20 protein-coding genes are annotated in these 25,240 nt (G+C 39.5%); 9 read left to right on the top strand and 11 right to left on the bottom strand.

Going from position 1 to position 25,240, the window contains the following annotated elements; translation table 11 throughout:
• The first annotated feature begins 29 nt into the window (after nucleotides 1-29).
• Nucleotides 30-710, top strand: coding sequence for a tRNA (guanosine(37)-N1)-methyltransferase TrmD (trmD, locus tag ACO4R2_RS07385; protein ID WP_311490439.1), 681 nt, complete (start codon nucleotides 30-32; stop codon nucleotides 708-710).
• A gap of 92 nt (nucleotides 711-802) precedes the next feature.
• Here the strand turns inward: trmD and ACO4R2_RS07380 are convergent, their stop codons facing one another.
• Together ACO4R2_RS07380 and ACO4R2_RS07375 are read right to left on the bottom strand one after the other, a co-directional pair.
• Complete coding sequence (locus ACO4R2_RS07380; RefSeq protein ID WP_484769748.1) at nucleotides 803-1,393, bottom strand: OmpH/Skp family outer membrane protein; 591 nt, start codon at nucleotides 1,391-1,393, stop codon at nucleotides 803-805.
• Between the two features lie 8 nt (nucleotides 1,394-1,401).
• Entirely contained in the window at nucleotides 1,402-1,587 is a 186-nt protein-coding gene (locus tag ACO4R2_RS07375) for a hypothetical protein (protein WP_484769747.1), read from the bottom strand.
• Between the two features lie 173 nt (nucleotides 1,588-1,760).
• Here ACO4R2_RS07375 and ACO4R2_RS07370 point away from each other — a divergent pair, with 173 nt between their 5' ends.
• From ACO4R2_RS07370 to dnaB, 3 genes are all read left to right on the top strand, one after another.
• Nucleotides 1,761-3,281 (top strand): aminoacyl-histidine dipeptidase, encoded by a 1,521-nt coding sequence (locus ACO4R2_RS07370; RefSeq protein WP_484769746.1) that lies wholly within the window; start codon nucleotides 1,761-1,763, stop codon nucleotides 3,279-3,281.
• A gap of 744 nt (nucleotides 3,282-4,025) precedes the next feature.
• Nucleotides 4,026-5,462, top strand: coding sequence for a hypothetical protein (locus ACO4R2_RS07365; protein WP_484769745.1), 1,437 nt, complete (start codon nucleotides 4,026-4,028; stop codon nucleotides 5,460-5,462).
• A gap of 72 nt (nucleotides 5,463-5,534) precedes the next feature.
• Entirely contained in the window at nucleotides 5,535-7,055 is a 1,521-nt protein-coding gene (gene dnaB / locus ACO4R2_RS07360) for a replicative DNA helicase (protein WP_311490433.1), read from the top strand.
• Here dnaB and ACO4R2_RS07355 read toward each other — a convergent pair.
• Nucleotides 7,052-7,945, bottom strand: a complete 894-nt coding sequence (locus ACO4R2_RS07355; protein WP_311490431.1) for a glycosyltransferase — start codon at nucleotides 7,943-7,945, stop codon at nucleotides 7,052-7,054. The genes dnaB and ACO4R2_RS07355 overlap by 4 nt on opposite strands.
• Before the next feature lie 191 nt (nucleotides 7,946-8,136).
• Here ACO4R2_RS07355 and ACO4R2_RS07350 point away from each other — a divergent pair, with 191 nt between their 5' ends.
• The 5 genes from ACO4R2_RS07350 to udk all read left to right on the top strand — a co-directional run bounded on the left by ACO4R2_RS07350 (nucleotide 8,137) and on the right by udk (nucleotide 12,486).
• Nucleotides 8,137-8,340: a winged helix-turn-helix domain-containing protein gene (locus tag ACO4R2_RS07350; RefSeq protein ID WP_311490429.1), complete on the top strand. Its 204-nt coding sequence runs from the start codon at nucleotides 8,137-8,139 to the stop codon at nucleotides 8,338-8,340.
• Between the two features lie 92 nt (nucleotides 8,341-8,432).
• Complete coding sequence (locus tag ACO4R2_RS07345) at nucleotides 8,433-10,364, top strand: BatD family protein (protein WP_484769744.1); 1,932 nt, start codon at nucleotides 8,433-8,435, stop codon at nucleotides 10,362-10,364.
• 7 nt (nucleotides 10,365-10,371) lie between these two features.
• Complete coding sequence (locus ACO4R2_RS07340) at nucleotides 10,372-11,109, top strand: tetratricopeptide repeat protein (RefSeq protein WP_484769743.1); 738 nt, start codon at nucleotides 10,372-10,374, stop codon at nucleotides 11,107-11,109.
• A 24-nt stretch (nucleotides 11,110-11,133) separates the two neighbouring features.
• Nucleotides 11,134-11,754 carry a hypothetical protein gene (locus ACO4R2_RS07335; protein ID WP_311490425.1) on the top strand — a complete coding sequence of 207 codons (621 nt, stop codon included), beginning with the start codon at nucleotides 11,134-11,136 and terminating at the stop codon, nucleotides 11,752-11,754.
• 105 nt (nucleotides 11,755-11,859) lie between these two features.
• Nucleotides 11,860-12,486: a uridine kinase gene (gene udk / locus ACO4R2_RS07330; RefSeq protein ID WP_311490423.1), complete on the top strand. Its 627-nt coding sequence runs from the start codon at nucleotides 11,860-11,862 to the stop codon at nucleotides 12,484-12,486.
• Between the two features lie 570 nt (nucleotides 12,487-13,056).
• On the opposite strand, the gene lpxA is transcribed toward udk, so the two are convergent.
• The 8 genes from lpxA to ACO4R2_RS07290 form a co-directional block, all read right to left on the bottom strand.
• Nucleotides 13,057-13,854 carry an acyl-ACP--UDP-N-acetylglucosamine O-acyltransferase gene (gene lpxA / locus ACO4R2_RS07325; protein ID WP_484769742.1) on the bottom strand — a complete coding sequence of 266 codons (798 nt, stop codon included), beginning with the start codon at nucleotides 13,852-13,854 and terminating at the stop codon, nucleotides 13,057-13,059.
• 22 nt (nucleotides 13,855-13,876) lie between these two features.
• A complete protein-coding gene (locus tag ACO4R2_RS07320; protein ID WP_484769741.1) occupies nucleotides 13,877-15,262 on the bottom strand; it encodes an efflux transporter outer membrane subunit in 1,386 nt (461 codons plus the stop codon).
• 58 nt (nucleotides 15,263-15,320) lie between these two features.
• Entirely contained in the window at nucleotides 15,321-18,527 is a 3,207-nt protein-coding gene (locus tag ACO4R2_RS07315; protein ID WP_484769740.1) for an efflux RND transporter permease subunit, read from the bottom strand.
• Between the two features lie 19 nt (nucleotides 18,528-18,546).
• Complete coding sequence (locus tag ACO4R2_RS07310; RefSeq protein WP_484769739.1) at nucleotides 18,547-19,716, bottom strand: efflux RND transporter periplasmic adaptor subunit; 1,170 nt, start codon at nucleotides 19,714-19,716, stop codon at nucleotides 18,547-18,549.
• A gap of 263 nt (nucleotides 19,717-19,979) precedes the next feature.
• Nucleotides 19,980-21,275: a bifunctional folylpolyglutamate synthase/dihydrofolate synthase gene (locus ACO4R2_RS07305; RefSeq protein WP_484769738.1), complete on the bottom strand. Its 1,296-nt coding sequence runs from the start codon at nucleotides 21,273-21,275 to the stop codon at nucleotides 19,980-19,982.
• Between the two features lie 39 nt (nucleotides 21,276-21,314).
• On the bottom strand, nucleotides 21,315-22,472 hold the full coding sequence (gene dnaJ / locus ACO4R2_RS07300; protein ID WP_484769737.1) for a molecular chaperone DnaJ: 1,158 nt from the start codon (nucleotides 22,470-22,472) through the stop codon (nucleotides 21,315-21,317).
• A gap of 6 nt (nucleotides 22,473-22,478) precedes the next feature.
• Nucleotides 22,479-23,072, bottom strand: coding sequence for a nucleotide exchange factor GrpE (locus tag ACO4R2_RS07295; protein WP_484769736.1), 594 nt, complete (start codon nucleotides 23,070-23,072; stop codon nucleotides 22,479-22,481).
• Nucleotides 23,073-23,149: 77 nt separating this feature from the next.
• A complete protein-coding gene (locus ACO4R2_RS07290) occupies nucleotides 23,150-24,766 on the bottom strand; it encodes an ABC-F family ATP-binding cassette domain-containing protein (protein WP_347719603.1) in 1,617 nt (538 codons plus the stop codon).
• Nucleotides 24,767-25,240 lie beyond the last annotated feature (474 nt).

Below are 25,240 nucleotides of genomic sequence, written 5' to 3'. Positions count from 1 at the left end.
TTGCAAGTAAAATAATTAAGAACAGGAAGATGCGTATAGATATTATTACGGTATTGCCTGAGATGCTGACGGGATTTGTTAATACTTCTATCTTAGCTCGCGCACAGAAGAAAGGCTTAGCTGAGATTTGCATCCATGATTTGCGTGATTATACAAAGGATAAACATCGCCGTGTAGATGATTATCCTTATGGTGGATTTGCCGGCATGGTAATGCAGTGTCAGCCTATTGATGATTGTATTTCTGCGCTGAAAAAAGAACGCGATTACGATGAGGTTATTTTTACTACGCCCGATGGTGAAACTTTTGACCAGCCCATGGCTAATAAACTTAGCCTTCATCAGAATCTCATAGTATTATGCGGACATTATAAGGGTATAGACCATCGTATTCGCGAACACCTTATTACAAGAGAAATTTCCATTGGAGATTACGTATTAACAGGTGGAGAGATAGCTGCAGCTGCAATTATAGATTCTGTAGTACGTCTCATCCCTGGGAGTATCTCAGACGAACAAAGTGCATTGAGCGATTCTTTTCAAGACAATCTTCTCTCTGCTCCCGTCTACACGCGCCCAAGTAACTATAAAGGTTGGGAAGTTCCTGACATTCTATTGAGTGGTAATGATGCTAAGATTAAGGAATGGGAGATACAGCAGAGTTATGAACGAACGCTTAAACTTCGTCCAGATTTATTACATAAAGATTGAGAATACATAAACAGAAAAGGCGCACATAAGAAGAATGTGCGCCTTTTTGTTTATACCCACTTATCGGGATGTGATAACGTGGCTTTTATTAATTACTTCTTATATTGCTTGTTAAGACCTTCAATAACTTCATCTGTAATATTCAGTGAAGGCTCAGCATAAAGAACATTGACAGTTGCTGCACTATTTGTAAGAATCATAGCATAGCGACCATCTTTGTTATATTCTTTCAAGTAATCTTTTACGCGACGGTGGAATTCTTCGTAGTATGCATTCGTAGCTTTTTCCATTTCTGCAGAGTATTGCTGTTGATGCTGCATATACGTTTGTTGTTTCTGCTGACCGCTAGCCATTGCACGCTTATATTCATCTTCGCTCTTGTATACACCTTTCTGTGCATTACGTTGAACTGTAGAGGCTAAATTTGTAAGTGCGTTTTCTTCAGACTGAAGTTTCTGCTGGTAGGAAGCTTGCTTTTGCTTTAGGGCTTCCGTTTGATCGATGCAGTATTGGTATTTCGTAGCAAAGCTATCCAATTCTACATAGGCAATGTTGCCTCCTTTTGTTTCTTGAGTAGAAACTCTTGCCAGTCCATTCTCTTTGGGCTGAGTACTTTTGTTTTTGTTGTTACAGCTGGTTGCAACTAAAGTGAGCGCAGCCAACATTAGAGTTGTATATTTCATTGCTGTTATTATTTTGATTTCTCTGACACTGCGAATCGGTTATGACTACGCTCTTTCTTTTCCATATCACGATAGCAAGTGATACCTTGATCGTTCATCGCTTTATTTCCTTCTATGTGTGTGTGTATGAATTGCTTACCGAGTAATAATCTAACACCAAGAAGCAAGAAACTAACGGCTACTATCAATATCAATATCAATAGTGTTTTTATCATCTGATATTCTTTTTATTTAGGGCGCAAAGTTACGCTAAAAGTGTTATAATCTCTAATATTTAATGTTTTTTTATCATTTCTCTTTGTCTGAAGTCTTGAACATTTGAAATTGTTCCTAAATTTGCATTATACTCAATTTATAAAAACAACTTATGGAAAATAAAGATTTACAACCGAGAGAAGTCTTTGATTGCTTTGCGATGGTAAATAGAGTTCCTCGACCTTCTAAGCACGAAGAAAAAATGGCTGAGTTCCTTTTGAATTTTGGTAAGGAATTAGGCTTAAAAACAAAAATAGATGAGACAGGAAATGTTTCTATCTTTAAGCCAGCCACTCCTGGGTATGAGAACCGCGCAACTGTTGTGCTGCAAAGCCATATGGATATGGTTTGTGAGAAAAATGCAGATGTGGATTTCGACTTTAAGAAAGACGCTATTCAAACTTATGTTGATGGAGAATGGCTAAAAGCTAAAGGAACCACACTGGGTGCAGATGATGGTATTGGCGTTGCTATGGAAATGGCGCTACTACAATCCTCAGATATAGAGCATGGTCCTATCCAGTGTATTTTTACGCGCGATGAAGAAACGGGTCTTTCTGGTGCTTTTGGTATGAAGTCCGACTTTATGGAGGGCGACTACCTTATCAATCTTGACTCTGAGGACGAAGGACAAATCTTTGTGAGTTGTGCTGGTGGTGCCAATACGATTGCGGCGTTCCCCTTCACTAAAGAATCTCTCCCTGCAGGCTTTGATACGTTCCGTGTTGTAGTTAAGGGATTGATGGGTGGTCACTCAGGTGATGACATTAATAAGAAGCGTGCCAATGCTAATAAATTGTTGCTGCGTTTCCTTTGCGACGAAATGGAGAAAACGGATCTCCGCCTTGTAGATATTCAAGCTGGAGGCCTTCATAATGCCATCCCACGTGAGGCTGAAGCACTTTGCGCAGTTCCCTCTTCTTTCAGCAAACAGTTACAAGAGGATTTAGCAGTGTTCCAGGATGAGATAAAAAATGAATTCTCTGAGACGGAAAAGTCTATAATGGCAACTCTCATTTCTGAAGCTCCTGCCGAAATGGCTCAGGCTCCTGCTGAAACTCGTAAGATGTTACTGTCCTTACGCGCTGTGCATAATGGCGTTTTAGCAATGAGCCAAACCATTGACAATTTTGTAGAAACGAGCTCAAATCTTGCTAGCATTCGCTTAATGACTCCTGAGCAAATTGCATCAAATCCTGAATTGGCTTTCTTTGCTGCATCTCAGAAAGAACCTGCTGTAGTAGTCATCACAAGTCAGCGTTCAAGTATTGAGAGCAATCGTCGCAATATAAGTGCCATGGTCCGTGCTGCTTTCGAGCTGGGAGGAGCACAGAACGTCAAAACTGGTGACGGTTATCCTGGTTGGACAACTAATCCTAGCAGTATTCTTGTGAAGATGGCAGTTGAAACTTACAAAGAGCTCTTCAACAAAGAACCTCAAGTATTAGGAATCCATGCTGGGTTGGAGTGTGGCCTGTTCAGTGTGAAGTACCCTCATATGGACATGATAAGCTTTGGTCCAACTCTTCGCGGTGTGCATAGCCCTGACGAACGCTTGCTGATTCCTACAGTGCCTATGGTTTGGGATCATCTTTGCTTACTTTTGAAGCGAATCCCTGAAGCTGGTAAGTAAACCCTTTATATAAGCAGGTTTTTTAGTTGAGCTAGTCACTAAAAACCTGCTTTATATATTTTCTTTCTCCTCGACTATGACAATGTATTTCTTGTTGTGTTCTAAAAGTCGTTTTCTGTTTTGAAAAAAGAGAGGAGGAAATGTGTTGTAGGTTGTCGTTTTATTTGACAATCTATTTCTTGGGAATAGAGAAGCTTCTTTTAAAAAGTTTCCTCAAAAAAGAAAGATGGTAAGAATACACGCACTTTTTTATGTGCTTTTTTATCAAAGTTGAAGCGATTTCAGTATTATAAAGCCTATTTTTATCTTTATTCTGTTCGAAAATACAATAAAACTGTCGGCTGACATCCTTATTGTAATTGAAATTTTCCTTATTATATTTCAAAATCCTATACTACAAAATAAAAATCCTATACTAGAAAATAAAATTTGCTCTTGAGAAATTGAAAATAATCCTATTTTTAGAGGTGTTTTTGGGAGGTTATATTCGATCTGTTGTAGAGAAATTGATTTTTAGGCTATTCTTGGGGTGATAAAATAAGAATAAAATTGACAACAAATATGTTTTTTGTGGGCGATTGTTGTCATTCTTTTTCTCTGTTTTATATAATTTATCTATATAGAGATTTCGGTAATAGCAGAAAGAAGTAGGGTTTGAGAATTGCTAGCTTTTTTATGTTCTCTCAAAGGATAAAAATATGATTATGTATGTAATAAATAATCTGTTTCTTCGTTCTATCTATCATGAATAAGTTACTCTACATTTTTGTATTTCTTTTTGTGGCCATTGGCTGCGTAGATGAAGATCAATATATTGTTTCTGACACGGCTTCTCTACGTTTCAATAGAGATACTCTTTCGCTTGATACAATATTGGCGGGACTTCCTACGCAAACGGATACTTTCAAGGTCTATAATCCCAATAATAAATCCATCCGTCTTACTCGAGCTTGGTTAGAGAAGGGAGCAAATTCTCCATTCCGTGTTAATATTGATGGCGAAATGCTAGCCAATGGTGTCGGAACAGATTTTGAGATAGCGAAGAAAGATAGTATGTTTGTTTTCTTCTTTCTCAATACTCCAGAAATTGATGAGGATGCTCCTGCAATCGTAAGGGATCGCCTATTTTTCCAAACAGAAGGAGGAAGAGTGCAGAATGTAGTGCTGCAAGCATACGCACAAGGTGTCTATCACCTTAAAGGAATCACCATATCTTCAGATACAACTTTTACAGCAAATCGTCCGTATCAGATTTTTGATAGTTTGGTCGTAGAACAGGGAGCTACTCTAAAATTACTTCAAGGTGCGCGACTTTATTTCCATCCAGGTGCAAGTCTTATCGTACGAGGAAAATTACAGTCGGAGGGTAGTGCTCAACAAAATGTGGTACTACGTGGCGACCGTTTGGGAAATATGCTTAGCGGTATCCCCTATGATCGCATTCCCAACCAGTGGGGGGGAGTTTTTTTTGCAGCCGAAAGCTATGACAACAGTTTGATGTACACTGACATTCATAGTGGCCAATACGGCATTCGTTGTGATAGTTCAAATGTCTTGCAAACAAAACTGACAATGAATGGTTGTGTAGTTCACAATGTTGCTAGTGATGGACTTTCCCTAAAGTCTAATAAAGTATTCGTTATTAATAGTCAGTTGACCAACGCAGGTGGCGATTGTGTGAGTGTTAAAGGTGGCGATGTTCAGTTTATTCATTGCACGATAGCTCAGTTCTATCCTTTAGTGGGCGGTGACGGAGTGGCTCTGCGCTTCTCGAATTATGATGGTCGCTATGGCATACCTTTGACAGCTTTGAATGTTTTCAATACAATAGTGACAGGACGAAATAAAGATGATGTGCAGGGTGAGCAACAAGAAAAGGGGAGTAGTATCGCCTTTAATTATTTGTTTAGAAACTGTTTATTGAATACCGAGAAAGTTGCTGATGAGCATTTCTTGAATTGCTTTTGGGAAGGCGATAATCCGAAAGATTTTTCTAATTCTAAAAATTTTACTCCTACCTTTAATTACGACAAATTGATTTTTACTTTTCAGCTCGATAGCTTGTCTCAAGCTGTGGGGCACGCAGATGATGGCATCAGCAATAATTATCCTACAGATCGTTTGGGACATCCTCGCTTGCAAGGTAATACGCCAGACATTGGTTGTTATGAGCGGCAGTGATATTCTTCATTGCTTTAGCTCTCATAGTGTAGAAATAGTGTTACTTTTGCATCCCAAAAATAAGTAGAGACTATGCCCATTACAAATACTACTCGTCGTTCACGAAAGGCTCAGACTGTCGTGCCAATACAAGACGATCTTGGTCGTTTGCAACCACAAGAACCTAAGTTTGAACAAGCTATCTTGGGTGCCTTGATGATTGAGAAAGAAGCCTTTTTTCGTGTTTCTGACATCCTTCGTCCTACATCTTTCTATGAACACCGTCATCAATTGATTTATTCTGCCATTCAGCAGCTTTATCATGATGAACGCCCCGTTGACATACTTACTGTTACAGAGGAACTCAATAGGGAAGGCAAGTTAGAGGAGATTGGTGGACCTTTCTATATCACTCAGTTGAGTGGTATGGTGGCAAGTAGTGCGCACATAGAGTATCACGCGCGAATTGTTGCTCAAAAGGCTCTTGCGCGTGAACTAATTACTTACACATCTGGGATACAGTCGAAGGCCTTTGACGCAACCACCAATGTTGACGATTTGATGCAAGAGGCTGAGGGAAAACTTTTTGAACTCTCACAATCCAATGTCAAAAAGGATTATACCAATATTGAGCCTGTTATTAGAGATGCAATAGAACAACTGAAAGCCGCGGCAGCACGAAAAGACGGTTTGAGCGGAATTCCTTCTGGCTATCATGAACTAGATAGAATGACTGCCGGTTGGCAAAGGACAGACTTGATTATCTTAGCAGCACGTCCAGCGATGGGTAAGACAGCTTTTGCCTTGAGTATGGCCCGTAATATTGCCATAGACCAGAAAATTCCTATGGCTTTCTTTTCATTGGAAATGTCCAACGTTCAGCTTGTAAATCGTCTTATAGCTAATGTTTGTGAGATACCTAGTGAAGAAATTCGTAATGGGCAGTTGAAAGAATACGAATGGCCACAGCTGGACTCTAAGATACGCTTGATGGATGGTGCGGAATTGTATATCGACGATACGCCCAACCTCTCGGTTTTTGAACTTCGAACAAAGGCGCGCCGCTTGGTGAGAGAACATGGTATAAAGATGATTATGATTGACTACTTGCAGTTGATGAATGCAAGTGGCATGTCTTATAATTCTCGACAAGAAGAGGTGAGTACTATTAGCCGTTCGTTGAAGGGTCTGGCTAAAGAGTTGAATATTCCTATTATAGCTTTGAGTCAGTTGAATCGTGGCGTTGAAGGCCGTGAAGGAATTGAGGGAAAACGCCCTCAGTTAAGTGATTTGCGTGAGTCGGGAGCCATAGAGCAAGATGCCGATATGGTGCTCTTTATCCACCGTCCAGAATACTACCATATCTTTGCAGATGAGCATGGTCGCAACCTCAAGGGTATGGCACAAATCATTATCGCAAAGCATCGTAATGGTTCGGTGGGGGATGTGACACTGCGCTTCAAAGGAAAATATGTGCGCTTTGAGAATCCTGAAGACGATCAGGTTGTACCTTTGCCAGGTGAAGATGCAAATATCATTTCTTCGAAGATGAACCAATCTGTTCAACAAGGATTTGACGATATGCCACCAGCTCCTAATGAGGTACCATTCTAGAGTTGAGAATAATAAAGTAGTTTATATGTATTGAGAAGGAATACTTTTGGGTGAGAGCTCAAAAGATTCCTTCTTATTTTTTTATTAAGTAGTCGGAATAAAAGGCGTAAGAGCCATGCCGCATGGAATCTTTCAAAGATTGAATAATATATTGAAGTTCCAGCCCGTAATTGCATAGGAAAACCTAAATGTTTTAGTGTTCTTAGTGAAGCTTCTGTCTTTTTTAGAAAATCTGAATTGCAATCTATTCCTGCATGAATGAGTGGATTGTCAATGTGGAGAATACTACATTCTTCTTTTTCCAAGGTGATACCAAGAAGGGCATCTTCATATCCATATTCCTTGCAACGCTCATCGAAATGAATTCTCTCAAAAATGTCCTTTTTGAACAAAGCATTGAAGGTTGTAAAGGCATCATAAGGATGGTTGTTTTTGTATTGCACCGAACGATGTTTCTGCGCATGATGTTCATACACATAACGTAGTTCATGCTCTCTTTGTGGGGGAGTTTGCGGATTTTTTAGTGAACCGCAAACCACATCAGCTTCGTGCCGATGTGTCCAATAGGTGCGGATAAAGTCCGGAGTGCAAACTTCTGCATCGTCGTCTATTAGAATTACCCATTTGTACTGAGCCATTCCAACTAGAATGTTACGATTACGTGCTCTTCCCGTATTTTTCTCTTGATGAATAAGCGTACACGAAGATATGCCTTCTAACTTTTCACTCAAAGTTCTATAATGTTCTTTAGTGGAGCAGTCATCACTCACAATAATTTCATACATAAAATCTGTTGGCTGCTCTTTGTGTAACTCTTGGCATTGTGTGTTTAAGTCATCAATTAACTTAGAACAATCGTATTCAAATGTAGGAATAAGGATAGAGAACATTTTATTGAGGAATACTTGCTAAATACAGATTACAAAAATAGTAAATCACAATGGAATAAATGAATTATTTTACAGAAAGAATGCAATATCTCATGGTAAAGTGCTAAGGATGTAAACATTACATTTAGAAAAGATTATCTTTGTCGCAAAGGAAATAAAATATCTCCGTTAATTTTATTAAATTCAAGTTTATGTTTCAAGAAAAAGCAGGCGCATTAGCTGGAAAGATTTGGGAAGCTCTTAATGCAAATGGAGAGCTTTCAGGCAAAGATTTGAAGAAAGCAATAAAAGTGCGTGCCGACAAAGACCTCTATTTAGGTTTGGGCTGGTTACTTCGTGAAGACAAAATCGTAGTAACAGAAGAAGGCAAGGACATCACTGTTGTTTTGAAGTAAGTAAGCGATAAAGCTAATATTTGTTAGACTTTATTGAACATAGTAATTAAAGCTATGCCATCTGTTGTAGATGACATAGCTTTTTAAGCTCTATGGATGAGTTTGCTCTTTATAAAACTACTTTTTTAATCTTCTCGATTTCTTTGCTATCGGTGAGATATTTGTTTATCTGCTTAGCAAGCACTACTTTTGTATGCAAAATTGTGAAAAGAATGATTAGGTATATTTTCTTTGCTATTTTTTCGTTACTTCTACCTACTGTGATGTCTTCTCAATCCTTGGTTATTAAGGCTCCATCAGTGGTTGATAGGAGTGAAGACTTTTTTTATGTACGATTTATAGTAGGAAGTTCTGATGCAAAAGATTTCCGTGGTCCGTCCTTTCCTGATTTTGATGTTCTTGCAGGACCTAATGTGTCTACATCCAATAGTATTCAAATGATAAATGGACGCACAACATCCTCTTCTTCTACAACATATACCTATTTGTTATCTCCACGCAAGAATGGAACGTTTAAAATAGGTGCTGCTTCAGTAACATTGAATGGTCATATACTTCATTCTAGTCCTTCTGTTATTCGAGTGAAAGGTGCAGCGAGTGCGGCAAATTCGTCCTCCCAATTCCAGCATTCTTCCGTTAATCAAAATTCTGTGCAAAAAGTAGGTTCAGCAGTAACTAATAAAGACTTGTTTATAACCGTTACGCCAAATCGTAAGCGTGTGTTTGAACAAGAGGCAATTTTATTAACTTATAAGATTCATTGCCGACCAGGTGTAGGACTCAGTAATGTTATGCTAACACGCAAACCAGACTTTAAAGGTCTAGTCTCTCAAGAGATTCCTGTTAAAAGCATACAAATAAGTAATGAATCTGTAGGTGGAAAGTTATATCGGACTGGTGTGATTTATCAGAATGTTATCTTTCCACAAAAAACGGGGAAAGTGTCCATACCTAGTCTTTCTTTTGAATGTGTAGTAGCACAGCAAGAGCAGTATTCTGATCCTTTTGATGCCTTCTTCAATAATGGTGTGATAGGTGTAAAAGTAAATCGTCAAGTTCCTGAAACGAATATAGACGTTATTCCTCTACCTGAACCTAAACCTACAAATTTTTGTGGGGGCGTTGGTCAGTTTAAACTCACGAGTAATTTACAAACAAAAGTACCACGATCTAACGATGTGATAAATTACCGCTTAACGCTTCGTGGAACTGGAAATTTGAAACTGATTCCAGCACCTGTTCTAGTTTTTCCCAAAGACTTTGATTCGTATGCTCCCAAAACCACTTATAATACGAAAGTAACATCCTCGGGAACGACGGGGGAGGTTTATTATGATTATACGTTTGTTCCTCACAATGTAGGAAAATACGAAATTCCAGCTGTTGATATGCGAGTCTTTAATCCTGAGACTCAACATTATGAGACATTACATCTTGATGCGCTCAATTTGAATGTTGAAAAAGGTGTGCGCTCCAGAGAAGATGTTCAGGAGGAAATGGCTCTTAGAAAAAGCGATATAAACCCTATAATTACGGGACCTGTTTCTACTCGCGATTTAAATCATCCTTTTTGGATTGGAAGTTGGGCTTTCTATATCTCTTTGTTGTTGATTTTATTGTTAGGCATTATAGGGAATAAGTTTGCAGCTCAGTATATATCTCAAATTCATGATATTTCAGGGCGTAGACGTGATAAAGCAGGTCGAGTGGCCAATCAACGTCTGAAAGCCTTAGATAAAAAGCTTCAAACTATAGATAATCCAGCTTTTTATGAAGAGTTGTCTCGGATACTGCAAGAATATGTAGATTCTAAGTTCCATATAGCGATGAGCGATTTTAGCAAGGACTCTCTTCAGTTACATCTTCACAAGGCTGGGCTCGATGAGGCAGTCGTTGAAGAGTTTGTTGGTGTTGTTTCAGAATGCGAATACGCTCGCTTCGCTCCCTCTGGAGAACTGTTTAATCAAGAGCTATTAACTAAGGCTTTTGATGTGTTAAGTAAAATGGAAAAAAAGAAAAGATAAGAAGCTTATGAAGACACATTTATATATATTGTCTTTTTGGTTGTTAGGTTTTGTGGCCGCGATGGCACAAAAGCACATGGCCGACAGTCTTTATGCTGCAAAGAATTATGTGGAAGCAACGCGCATTTATGAAGTAGATTTGAAGAAAAGTCCTAATGTGGCCGAGTACAATAATTTAGGTAATGCCTATTATCGACAAGATAATTTGCCATATGCTATTCTTAATTACCAACGCGCTTTGCGTTTAGAACCAGCTAATGATGATATACGCCATAGTTTGGAACTGAGTCAGATTCAATTACCAGATAAGTTTGATGCTCCCTCTGAAATGTTCTTTTTCCCTCTGATTAGAAAGCTCAGAACATCTTTAAATCCTGATACTTGGGCTTTTGTCGGACTTTCTTTTCTGTTTATTACTTTTGTCTTTTTAGCTCTCTTTCGTTTTGTGCAGAGTGTTTGGATGCAAAAAGCGGTTCTCTTTTCCCTTATCTTGGTTGCGATACTAAGTTTGGTTAGCCTTACCTTTGCTTATCAACTTCGTTATCAATACTATAATAAGCAGTTGGGGGTTGTGATGAAAGATTGTGAACTTTTTGATGGTGCGGTAACTTCTGCTCGTAAGATGAGAACCTTACATGCAGGAGTAACAGTGGAGGTATCTTCAGAAAGCGGAATGTGGCTACAAGTCATTTTGCCAGATGGGACAAGTGGTTGGTTGGAACAGACTTCTTTGGAAAAAGTCTGAATAGGAAATATTCTATAAAATCCTATGCAATATCATTCTCTTTTCCTCGATAGTTTAGCTTCTGTATTGTCGTATCCTGCATTGTGGCTCCCATTGATGCTGCTCTTCATGTATGTGTTGATACGTAATAATAATTTGCAAGAATTGTTGTGGATCTTTTTGTTCTTGTTTTCTACAGTAGTGTTGGCTAATCAAGGAATATACATACTTCAAAGTTATTTTTCCCCCGATACTCTTTCAAAGGATATGGTTATCCTTGCGTTAAACTATCATAGAGAAGGAGTAGGAATTTTAGCAAGTCTTATTCCAGCTGCGCCTGCTATGGGCATCTTCCTCGCTCTCCTTGTGCGCCATCGCAATTTAACGCTGTGCCTCGTTGCATGGAGTATTCTAAATAGTTGGACTCGGCTGTATTTATCGATAGTAAGTCCATTGGAATGGGGAAGTGAATTTATTGGTGAACTTCTTTTGGGCAGTTTGATGTATTTACTTTTCTTGCGGTTGCACAAACGTGTCAATTCACCACATTTCGGAAGAATTCGTGCCGTAAGAACTCTTACAGGTTATTCTGAGGCAGATATTCGCGTGATTGTTTTAGGCCACGCTCTAACTTTTTTACTCATAGCTTTCCTTGCCTTTCTTTAGTCGGAATCTCTAGATGCTTTGTTTTTCCTTATTTTTAGTCTATATTTGCATTAACCTGTTTAAAATAGGCGTAAATAAAGAAAACAAAGCAAATAAATCTTTACGATGATTGTTATAGGTATTGCAGGTGGAACTGGTTCTGGGAAAACAACGGTAGTGCGTAAGATCATAGAGCAACTACCAGCTAATCAAGTATCCATAATTCCACAAGATTCTTATTATAAACGTGCTCCAGAAGGTGTAGCTCTTTCTGAATTGCGCAAAATGAATTATGATCATCCCGATGCTTTTGATTGGGATTTATTAGAGCAACAAATCAAAGAATTGAAGGAGGGGAGAGCAATAGAACAACCTACTTACAGTGTTCCTATTTGTGATCGTTTGCCTGAAACTATACACGTAGAGCCGACCAATGTTATTATTATAGAAGGTATCATGGCTTTATATCGTAAAGAGATGCGCGACATGATGGATTTGCGTATATATGTTGATGCAGATTCCGACGAACGCCTTATTCGAGTTATAGAACGTGATGTTGTTGAGCGTGGAAGAACAGCTAGAGTCGTGATGGATCGCTATTTAAAAGTGCTCAAACCTATGCACCGCGAGTTTATTGAGCCGACTAAAGAGTTTGCTCATCTCATCATTCCTCAAGGAGGAGAAAATGTTCGTGCAGTGGAAATTATGAAAATTTATATCGAGAAGATTTTGCGTGAACAAGCAAAGAAATAAAACTACTGATAAACAGGAATTTTCATATCCGCAATACCTATTATAGATGTTGCGGATTTTTCTTGTAAGACCTGTTTTCTTAACTGTTTCTTTATTGCATATATTATACTTTATAAAAAGAGCTTTACCTGATTGTTTTATAATCTTTTATCTTCTCTAAAAATGTAATAAGGAAACCTGCTGACACTATAAGGATATTGGCTGATAACCCCAATTCGGTTTTAAGAAACTCATGAAAGAGCGTTGCTTAAACCGAATTGGGGTTTTATTGATTCTACAGACACCCAACTTTTCATCAATATGGAGTTTGAGGTGAGAGAAATAGAGAAAGTAAAACAGTTGACTCTGTTCTAAAAACTTTTTATGAAACACTTTTCTTTCGGTTGAGAATAAAGATCAAAAGAAGGAACTGTGCACTATTAACACCTCAAAAAATCCTTAAACCGAATTAGGATTACCACATTTGTGTTTTTTACATGCTGTAATAGTACTGTTTTTTGGGCTTTGAAGAGCAATAAATGAAAGACACGGAAAATACCTTATTTTCCGTGTCTTTTTATGTTGTTTGTATTATTGTTCTTCTTTCATTCTCCTCACAATGCCTTGTTCTGAAGCTTTGATGAAATTAACTATATTGTCAATTTCTTCGCTCTGTGGAATCTGCTGCCCAATACGGATGAGGGCATCTTCAAGAGAGAAGTTGCCCATATATATAAGGCGATATGTGTTGGAAATATGGCGAAGAATTTTTTCACTGACGCCTGCATATTGGGAGAGTATTTCAGCATTCACTCCATGGTATGTAGCAGGATTTCCGCCAAGAATAATATAGGGAGGGATATCCTTTCTTGTACGGCAGCCATTTTGTACTAGAGTGTAGCGACCTACACGAACTTTATGTTGCAAGATAACTGCCGATGAGAGAATGACATTGTCCTCTATCAAGCAATCTCCAGAAATCTGAGAATGAATGCCTACAACGCAGTGGTTGGCTATTTGCACATCATGACAGATATGCACACCATCCATAATGAAGTTTTCGTCACCAATGGTCGTAGCATGGTCTGCATTTAGAGATCCAGCTATTACTACATTTTCGCGAATGGTATTGCCGTTACCAATAACTAGGCGACTATCTCCCTCCTTGTAACGAAAACTCTGTGGTTCTGCTCCTATTACAGTATTTTCAAAGAAGCGGTTACCAGAACCAATGGTTGTTCCTGGAAGGATTGACACATGGGAATGAATATCGCAGTTGTTACCAATGACGACATTCTCACCAATTACTGAGAAAGGTCCTACCTTAATGTTCTCACCCAGTTGTGCCGAAGTGGCAATGGAGGCTAATGGACTAATTTGATTTGCCATAACTTAAAGGTTAAATAAAGGTTTAGTCGCGGCCACCACCGAGTGCTTGATAGAGGCTGATGACGGCTTGGACTTTATCAAGTTTTGCACTAATGAGATTCAGTTGAGCTTGAAGAAGGCTTTGTTGAGCGGTAAGTGTTTCAAGATACGAAACAGAATTGTCATTCTTGAAAATGAAATCAGTGGTTTCAACACTCTTTGTGAGTTCTTTTACCAATTCCTTATTGCCGTCAATGCGGAGTTTTGCAGCATTATAGTTGTCGATAGCTTCGTTCACTTCGTTTCCTGCATCAAGAAGTTTTTGCTCAAAACTAAGTGTTGCACTTTCTTGTTGCGCTTTAGCAATGTCAAGATTAGCACGAAGTTTTCCTTGTGCAAAGAGCGGCTGAACAAGCGAGCCTACAGCAGATGCTAGTATTTTTCCCGGATTCACAACTCCTAAGCCTCCACTATTTGTCCAAGATGCTGCACCGGAAAGGGTGATTTTCGGATAGAAAGCACCGCGTGCACCAAGAACTCCATAGAAGGCATAGGCCATTTGGAGTTCTGCACTTCTCACATCTGGTCTATTGGAGAGTAGCTGCATAGGAACACCTGCTGAAAGCGAAGAGGGGAGTTTGACATCTTCCAATGATCCACGCTCTATGGAGTGAGGAGCCTCATGGAGGAGCGCACAAAGAGAATTCTCTGCTTTCTGAATGCTTGCTTGCATTGCAGGAATAGTTGTAAGAATAGAAAGTCGATTGGCTTTTGCTTGTGATACGGCAGAGCTATTAGTGAGTCCAGCCTTAAACATCGTTTCCATTGCAGAAACATTCTTATCCCAAAGTTTCGCCGTAGCCTTGGTTGTTGCAAGTTGAGCGTCGAGCATCTCAAGAGTGTAATAGAGATTGGCTACAGATGCAATAATAGAGGTGCGTGTGGCCTGTTTGGCAGCACGTGTTTGCATCAAACTCATTTCGCTTTGTTTCTTTGCATTGCGCAATGTACCAAAGGCATCAATTTGCCAGCTGGCTTGTACAGGAATGCTGTAGGTCTTTGTTGCCTTACTAAAGTCCCAACTAGTAATTGTTCCTTGCGGGGATAAACTTACACTAGGAAGGAAGGCCAACCTACTAATCTTTAATCCCGCTTCAGCTTGACGAATTGTTAAGTCAGCCTGCTGCAAATTTGTGTTATTAGCAAGAGCTTTCTCTATGAGGTTTTGAAGACGCGCATCGACAAAAACTTCACGCCATGGCATATTACCAAAGTTTGTCGTATCGGCATCTATAATGTTCTCCAGCTTAGTAGAATCTCTATAGATATTATTGGGTATTTTTATATCTGCTGGACGTTCGTAGTTTTTATAGAGGCCGCAAGACGATAGGGTAGCACTTGCTATGATTATAAAAAGAAAATTCTTCATAATTTTTGTCTTGGAAAGAAGCTCAGTTGGGAGTGTATTCCAACTGGCTTCATATAAATTATTTTTTTTTGTACTGCTCAATGTCTGCTTCTGCATCACTATTGTCAATATCTTCCCAAATCATTGGCTTGAAGCGTTCTTGAATGGATTGGAATATGACAAATAAGGACGGAACGAAGAAGATTTGGCAAATAACGCCTACTAGCATACCTCCAACGGCAGTTGTACCAAGAGATCTATTTCCGTGGGCACCAACACCAAAATTGAACATCAAAGGTAAGAGTCCGACAATCATAGCTAAGGAGGTCATCAAGATGGGGCGTAAACGTGCACCAGCACCGAGAACTGCAGCCCAGGTGATGCTCATACCCATCTTTCGGCGTTCGAGGGCAAACTCTACAATGAGAATTGCATTTTTTGCTAAAAGTCCCATCAACATGATCAACGCAATCTGTACGTATATGTTGTTAGATGCATTATCGAATATTGGTAGAATCTGATTTATACCCCCCATCATCCACAAGAAAAGGAACGAACCTGCAAGACCGAAGGGCACAGAAAGCAGTACTGACCATGGGAGAATATAGCTTTCGTACTGTGCAGCAAGGAGGAGATAAATGAATAGCAAACAGAGGGCGAATACATAGATTGTTGTATTTGACTGACTGTTCTGCTCACGGGTCATACCAGAAAATTCGTAGCTGTAGCCTGCTGGAAGATTCTGAGCTGCTGTTTCTTCAATGGCTTTCATTGCTTGTCCAGAAGTGTACCCACTCGCAGGTGAACCATTCACAGAAATGGATGTGTACATGTTAAAACGGTTGATATTATCGGGGCCGTAAACACGTTTAATAGACATGAATTGCGTGATAGGAGCCATTACACTACCATTGCGAACCATGATATTTTTCAGGCTTTCCGTATTAACTCGCTTGTCTCCTTCTGCTTGTATCATAACACGGTACAATTTACCGAAGCGGTTGAAGTTGGAGGAGTAAAGGCCACCAATATACCCTTGCAGAGTTGTGAGAATATCGCTTGGCGTTAAACCGGCTTTCAGACATTGTGCAGGATCTATATCAATAAGGTATTGAGGGAAATTAGGACTAAAGGTCGTCTGTGCCTGTTGAATTTCGGGGCGTTCCTGCAACTTTGCAATAAAATCTTGAGTTACCTTGAAGAATTTATTTAAATCACCACCTGTTCGGTCTTGGAGAGAGAAGGTAAAACCATTTGTGGTACCATAACCCATAATCATAGGCGGTTGGAAGAAAAGTACTTGAGCATCCTTGATAACATCGCGTGAGCGAAGTAAAAACTGGATGGCCAAAATTTGTGAATTTTCCTTCATTGAACGTTCCGACCATGGTTTAAGTTTAATAATAATTGAGCCATAACTTGCACCTTGTCCACCGGTCATACCATACCCAGAAATAAGCGTATGACTCTGGACTGCTGGACATGTAGCAACAATACTGTCAACTTGGGCTAAGATTTTGTCTGTGCGATCCTGCGAAGTTCCAGGGGGGAGAGATATAGCCCCCACGATGGTGCCGGTATCCTCAGAAGGTATCATATCATCTGGGGTGACTTTCATGAGGAACATAAGTCCAGCAATACCAATAATTACAGCTGAAATAGCAATAATTGGACGGCGACATATCTTAACAACCGAATTCTTATATTTTCCAAGGATGCGTTCGTAAGATGTATTAAATGCTGTATGGAATTTATCAACGAAACTCATCTTCCTCTCTTTTCCATCCTTGTCGTGTGCTTTTAAGAAGATTGCGCACAAGGCAGGTGATAGCGTAAGAGCATTTAAGGCAGAGAAGAATATGGAGATAGCCATTGTCAGACCAAATTGGCGATAGAAGATTCCGGACGTTCCACTGATAAAGCTTACTGGAATAAATACTGCCATCATGATGAGCGTGATGCTGACAAGAGCACCGCCCAGTTCGCGCATGGCATCAATGGAGGCCTTCTTTGTTGAAGAGTAGCCCTGGTCTAACTTTGCGTGAACACCTTCTACTACAATGATCGCATCATCTACCACAATCGCAATGGCCAAGACAAGAGCATTCAGTGTGAGTAGGTTGATAGAAAATCCTAAGAGACTCATACCGAAGAATGCGCCAATCAAACTGACGGGGATTGCAATGGCAGGGATGAGCGTAGAACGCATATCTTGCAAGAAAATATAGACGACTAAGAATACTAGGATAAAAGCTTCAAGCAAAGTCTTGATAACTTCCTCTACTGATGCAAAAAGGAAGTCGTTTACATTTTGTGCTTGCACAAACTCCATTCCGTTGGGAAGGGATGCAGATTGGGCATCAAGGAATTTCGTGATATTGCTTACTGTTTCAGTAGCATTTGTTCCTGAAAGCTGGAAGACAATACATGGGACGGCTTTATGCCCATTTACCTTGCCACCAAAGCTGTAACTACTGCTACCTAATTCAATTTTTGCAACATCTTTCAAGCGCAGAACTTCCCCCTCTGGCAATGCCTTGATAACAATATCACCAAATTCTGTTTCAGTAGAGAGGCGTCCTTTCCATGTAAGAGTGTATTGATATGTTTGATTTTCGCGTTCACCGAGAGTACCAGGAGCTGCCTCAATATTTTGAGTGGCTAAGGCTGCTGTGACATCAGAAGGCATCAGGTGATATTCCGCCATTTTAGCTGGATCTAGCCATATACGCATCGAATAGTCAGAACCTATGACCATGGCTTCACCCACTCCTTTAATACGCTGTATCTGCGGGACAACATTAATTTTTGCATAGTTGTCGAGGAATTCTTGCGAGTATTTATCTTCCATGTCAACGAGGGAGAAAACCACTAGCTTAGAATTCTGACGCTTTTGAGTGATGACACCTACACGTGTTACTTCCGCTGGAAGAAGACCTTGCGCCATGCTTACACGGTTCTGTACGTTGATGGCAGCCATATCCGCATCAGTCCCTTGTTTGAACGTGATGGAAATATTTGCCTGGCCAGTATTTGTTGCGGTGGATGTCATATAGTCCATATTCTCTACACCATTGATCTGTTCTTCCAAAGGCATGATCACAGAGTTGAGTACAGACTGAGCATTTGCACCAGTGTATGAGGTTGCTACCGAAACAGTTGGGGGTGCAATTTCTGGATACTGCGTAATGGGCAGTGATGTGATACTGATGATACCGAGAATTACAATGAAAATCGAAATAACGGTAGACAGTACAGGCCGATTTATAAATCTATCTAACGACATGATATCAATACTTTAAGTGTTAAAACGGGAGTTTCCCCTCTTTTACATCTTTTGCAGCTTGTGCTCTTTTTTCTGCTGCTTGCTGAGGAGTGATAGGCTTGATCTCCATATCATTCTTTAGGTTCTGAACACCTTCTATAACAATGCGATCACCCGCTTTTAATCCACTTGTTACATAATAGTATGTACCATCGTTCTGTTCCTCAACAGTAATTTCAGTGCTTTTGACTTTATTCTTGGCACCAACAATGTAAACAAATTTTTTATCTTGAATCTCTGTGACTGCTGCCTGAGGTACTTTTATTGTATTGCTTACAATAGTGGGCAAAAGGATATTACCGGTTCCTCCACTGTGGAGTAAATGACGACTATTTGAGAATGTTGCGCGCATCTGTACGGCACCTGTTGATTGGTTGATTATTCCACTAACGGCATCAATAGTTCCATATTCATCATACATAGTCCCATCTGCTAACTTTAATCGAACATTTGGCATGTTTTTGATTGCAGCTTTCACTCCTCCATTGCCAGTGCGAGCCATAGCTAAAAGTTGTTTTTCCGTCATTGAAAAATAAATGTGGACACGCTCTATATTGCTGACAGTTGTAAATGCTTCAGCCATAGATGGACCAACAAGTGTACCAACTTTATAAGGAAGAAGACCGATGACACCATCAGCAGGACTGCTGACAGTACACCATTTAAGGTTATCGCGTGCACTGGATAATTGTGCTTGTGCACTCGCTAGTTGAGCCTGTAGTGCTTGTAATTGATTCTCTGCCGACTTCATAGCATAATCACTTATAATCTGTTTAGAATGAAGTAGGCGTTGATTGGCAACTGTCAGCCGTTGGGTGGCAATATTTGCTTGGCATACTTTGATTTGAGCCTCCGCAGCTCTTACGGCTGCAGCATACTGTTCGCTATCAATGGTGAATAATATTTGTCCGCGATGGACAGTCTGTCCTTCAGCTACATAGATCTGAGTTATATTACCCGAGATTTTTGGACGAATTTCAACATCTTGAATACCCCTTATTGTAGCAGGATAAGTTGTGTTTAAGTCTGCACTAGACGAATTGACAGTTTCTACTGCATAACTGTTGTCTGCGTCTGGCAAACCTTGTTGTTTCTTGCTGCAACCGGCAAATAGGATGATACCGAGTGCTAAATAGACAAATCTTCTCATAATTCTTTTTATCTATGATGTTTTATTGTTTCAAGTAGTCCGAGTTGTTTATTATTCTTTTACTCAGTTGTATCTGAATATAGATTTTACAAATGCAAAGATACTGTAGAAACTAATAATAACCACGTGGTTTTCTCTTTAGTTTTTCATGGCTTATAGTATTTTAACAAATATATAAAAGAATGTGCTAACTTCTGCTGACATAATTGGTGATTCTTGTCTAAACAGATGTTAGCACGATCGTATCGTATTTTGTGGCATTCCTATGCTTCTAGGCGATTAAGATAAGATAAAAGATCTGATACAACAAAGTTGCTGCCTCCTACAAAAATGAAATCATTTGCTGAAGCCTCTAGAAGTGCTTGTTTATATGCCGCTTCTACTGTTGTGAATTTTTTTCCTCGTAGTGCATATTTTGCTGCAATTCCTTCAAGCTGTGATTCAGTAAGTGCTCTATCAACACTAGCGTGAGCCCAATAGTATTGCGCGGTTTTAGGAAGAATCTCTAAAACTCCATCAATGTCTTTATCGTTGGCCATACCGAAGACAATTTTGAGAGGTTGCTCTTGGCTGATTTTAGTCAATCGTTCTCCCAAGTATTTCCATCCTCCCATATTATGACCTGTATCACAAACAACTGTGGGATTTTTTTGTATATATTGCCAGCGTCCCATGAGTCCCGTCGTTTCGCAAACTTCTGCAAAGCCTCTTAAAATTGCTTGTAGTGGAATCTTGAAACAGTCTAAATGAGTAATCGCGGTAAGAATTGTGTTTGTATTTTTATCTTGGCAATCTCCTGTTAGTGCTCCATAAATCTCTCCGTAGATGGTTGTGTTATAGACTCTAAAGTTCTTTCCATTGACAAAAGATTTCAGAACAATAGGGGCATCTTCTGCAAAGATAATCCTTGTATCTACTGTTTTAGCCTTTTCTTTAAAAACAAGCCGAGTTTCTGGTACTGTCTCTCCAATAATAACAGGTATATCTCTTTTTATGATACCTGCTTTTTCTCCTGCAATTTCTGTAAGTGTATTGCCTAAGAACTGTTGGTGATCAAAACTTATATTAGTTATGATAGAGAGTTCTGGCTTAATGATATTAGTGCAATCCAAGCGTCCTCCCAATCCAACTTCAATAACAGCTACATCCACAAGTTCTTCTGCAAAATACTTGAAGGCCATAGCTGTTGTAATTTCAAAGAACGACGGATGGAGAGGCTCGAAAAAACTCTTTTCTTTTTCCACAAAATCAATTACATATTGTTCTGGAATCATTATTCCATTGATGCGGATTCGTTCACGAAAATCTAGTAGATGCGGAGAGGTAAACAAACCAACTTTATAACCCGCAGCTTGAAGTATAGCAGCTATGGTATGGCTACAACTCCCTTTCCCATTTGTTCCTGCTACGTGAATGCTGCGAAATCTATGGTGTGGATGTTCAAAATGCTCATCAAGAGTCTCCGTTGTTCGCAGTCCAGGTTTGTAAGCCCCTGCTCCAAGATTTTGGAATAGAGGTGTTACATTAAATAAATAATGAATAGTTTCCGAGTAGTTCATATCGAAAAAGCTCCTTTCAGCTGAAAGGAGCTATTATAGTTAAGCTTTAAAATAATTTTTGAAAGCTTTGAAAATCTTATCTTTAATAGATGGAGAGCTTTGGATATTCTCGCTATCTTTTAGATCTTCAAAAATTCTTTTCTCTGTCTTTGATAAGGTTTCAGGAATATATATACTGACATTGACAATAATATCTCCAGTTCCATAACCATATCCCTTAATTGCTGGTAGCCCCTTGCCACGGAGGCGAAGCGTTGTCCCAGGTTGTGTGCCCGCTTTAATATTTATTTTAGCCTTCCCATCAATGGTTGGGATTTCAACGGAATCTCCTAGGACAGCTTGAGGGATAGTTAGTAATAAATTATATATTAAATCCTGTCCATCACGAATTAGTTCAGGGTGGGGTATCTCTTCAATGACTACTTGAATATTACCAGGAATGCCATTATGCTTGCCTGCATTGCCTTTGCCATGAGCATTAACAATCATACCTTCAACGACACCTGCAGGAATCTTTACTTCTACAATCTCTTCGCCTTTGACAATTCCTTCACCATGACAATGACTACAAGGCTTTTTTATAACTGTGCCTTCTCCATGACATGTTGGGCAAGGTTCCTGTACTTGAGTCATGCCAAAAAAAGACTGCCGTGTGTGTAGTACATAGCCACGTCCTTGACAAGTAGTACAATTTTCTGGCTTATAATCCTTTTCACATCCGCTTCCGTGGCATTCGGGGCAAGTTATATCTTTTTGAACCTTATATTTCTTTGTGACGCCTTGTGCCATTTCTTGCAACGTGAGCTTTGCTTTAACTCTCAAATCGCTGCCTTGGTATTTACGTGGATCAGTGCTGCTTGCATCGTCAAATGAACCACTGAAGCCGCCAAAACCAAAATTTTGTGCGAAGTTGCGAATGATATCATTGAGATCCATGCCGCTAGCATCGAATCCCCCAAATCCTCCAGTACTCCCGTCAACACCTGCTTTTCCAAACTGGTCATATTTTGCACGCTTCTCAGGATCACTTAATACTTCATAGGCCTCAGCTGCCTGTTTGAATTTTTCTTCGGCTTCTTTATTATTAGGGTTGCGATCAGGATGATATTTTATGGCTGTGCGGCGATAGGCTTTTTTTATTTGATCCGTCGTTGCATCCTTTTCGACACCTAGAATCTTGTAGTAGTCTTCTTCCATGTTCTTTTATTGACCTACAGCCACCTTTGCATGGCGTATGACTTTATCATTAAGTGTATAACCCGTTTGAACGCAATCTATAACTTTCCCTTTTTGATCTCCTTCGGGTACAGGAATCATGGCAATAGCTTCATGAAAATCTGTATTAAAATCCTGATTTTTTGTCTCAATTGCTTTCAATCCTTGTTTCTCCAGTGTGTCACGGAACTTCTTGAAAACGAGATCTAGACCTTCTTTGAGTGTCTCAATATTAGTGTTTTCTTGGATATTCTTTTCAGCACGTTCCAAATCGTCCAAAATGGGAAGTAAAGAGGAGAGTGTCTTTTCTCCTCCGTTCAGAATGAGTTCAGCCTTCTCCTTTAGTGTGCGTTTCCGATAGTTGTCGAATTCCGCAATTTGGCGCAATAATTGATCCTTCAGTTTTGCGTTTTCTTCTTCTGTAGCTGCAAGTTTCTCTTCTGTTGTAATTTTTTCTTTTTGAACTTCTCCTTCTGCGTCAGCTTGAAGAGTTGTTTCGTTTGCCTGATTACTTCGCCTTTCTGTTGTATCTTTTAAATGGATTTCTTGTTCCTCTTTGTTATAGTGTTTATTTTTTGACATGATATATAATGTAAATTGTATACTATGTGAAATAATACAAATTGTATACCAGTTTTAGCTCAGAAGAGCTGGCTGTTTTATTTTGCATACATCTTATCTCTTAATTCCTTGATATGTTCATCATGGATGTAATCTTCATAATTCATCAGTTTGTCAATGCACCCATTGGGAGTAAGTTCTATGATGCGATTTGCAATAGTATTGATAAACTCATGGTCGTGACTGGCAAAGAGGATATTGCCTTTAAAGAGTTTCAAGTTGTTATTGAATGCCTGAATACTTTCCATATCCAAGTGATTTGTTGGAGTATCCAATATTAAACAGTTTGCATTGTTGAGTTGCATACGTGCTATCATACAACGCATTTTTTCACCACCGCTAAGTACACTGACTTTCTTCTGAATGTCTTCATCCTTGAAGAGCATTCGTCCTAGGTAGGCTTTGAAGAACACTTCGTTTCCTACACCAAATTGGCTCAGCCAATCGAGCATGTTTAAATCCGTATTGAAGAATTTCGTATTATCCAAGGGGAGATATGCTGTTGTAATGGTGACGCCCCATTTATAGCTTCCTTGTATAGGTTTAGTATTGCCATTGATAATTTCAAAAAGGGCTGTCATAGCACGTGGGTCATGGCCGATAAATACAACCTTTTCTCCTTGTTCTACGTTGAAAGTGACATTGCTAAATAGAATCTCTCCGTCTTCAGTCGTGGCTTTTAGATCGTTAACTTCAAGGATTTGATTACCTGGTTCACGTTCCATTTGAAATATAATACCTGGATATTTACGCGTAGAAGGTTTAATTTCTTCGACATTAAGTTTTTCCAACATCTTCTTACGACTAGTTGTTTGACGGCTCTTAGCTGCATTAGCAGAAAAGCGGCGAATGAATTCTTCTAACTCTTTTTTCTTCTCCTCCGACTTTTGTTTCTGATTCTGAGCTTGTCGTAGTGCAAGCTGAGATGATTCATACCAGAAGGAGTAGTTACCAGCGTAGAGGGTTACTTTGCCAAAATCGATATCAACTGTGTGTGTGCAGACTTGATCAAGGAAATGGCGGTCGTGACTAACGACGAGAACAGTGTGTTCAAAATTGCCTAAATAGTCTTCTAGCCACTCTACAGTTTCAAGGTCCAAGTCATTGGTTGGCTCATCCAATAAAAGATTGTCAGGCTCTCCGAATAGTGCTTGTGCTAGCATGACGCGAACCTTTTCTTTACCAGAGAGTTCACCAACCAACTTATTGTGAAGTTCAACCTTTATGCCAAGTCCTTCAAGCAGGGCTGCTGCATCATTCTCTGCCGTATAGCCACCCATCTCCGCAAATTTATCTTCTAATTCTGCTACTCGGATACCATCTTCATCGCTAAAATCTTCTTTTGAATAAAGAGATTCGCGTTCTTTCATAACGCTCCACATCGTTGTGTGGCCCATAAGTACTGTTTCTAAAACGCTATGCTCGTCAAACTTAAAGTGGTCTTGAGAAAGGACACTCAAGCGTTCACCTGGTCCTAATTCAATACTACCTTTCGTGGGCTCTAATTCACCACTGATAGCTTTTAGCAGCGTAGACTTTCCGGCTCCGTTGGCACCAATAATACCATAAATGTTGCCATTAGTGAACTTCATATTCACATCTTTATATAAGACGCGTTTGCCAAACTGGATGGCCAGGTTTGTAACTGTAATCATTCTTTGAGTATTGTTTTTTTACGAGTGCAAAGTTACACTTTTTCCACGAGAGGGCAAAGTAACTCTCTTTGCATGGTCTGAAACAGAATTAGTTGGTGGCGTTTAAAGCAAAATTCACATGAAGTGAAATGTTTCTTTTTTATAAACCCCAATTCGGTTTAAGGTTACCTCTTTTTTTTACTCGGCTTATAGTCCACAATGATTCTTTCGACCTTGTTGTAGGCCGAAGATTCATTGTTTCACGCAGGTAGGTTTAGAAAAGTGTGAGCTGCTTCACTTCTGCTTTCCCCTCCCTCTCAACCTCCATATTGATAGAGGGTTTTCTACTTTTTTACTACCCTAATAAAAGTAACACATTATTTGAAGCTGTTAGTTTCGGTAGCATACCTATATCTGTAAGTCAAATCTTGATGTTTTGCTGTTACTTTTTCAGCTGTACATGGGTAGGGTGAAGCAGAATAAACAAGAGAATAA

Source organism: Alloprevotella sp. (assembly GCF_057240785.1).
The sequence above is the reverse complement of the archived record's forward strand: the minus strand, read 5'-3'. Positions and strand labels throughout refer to the sequence as shown.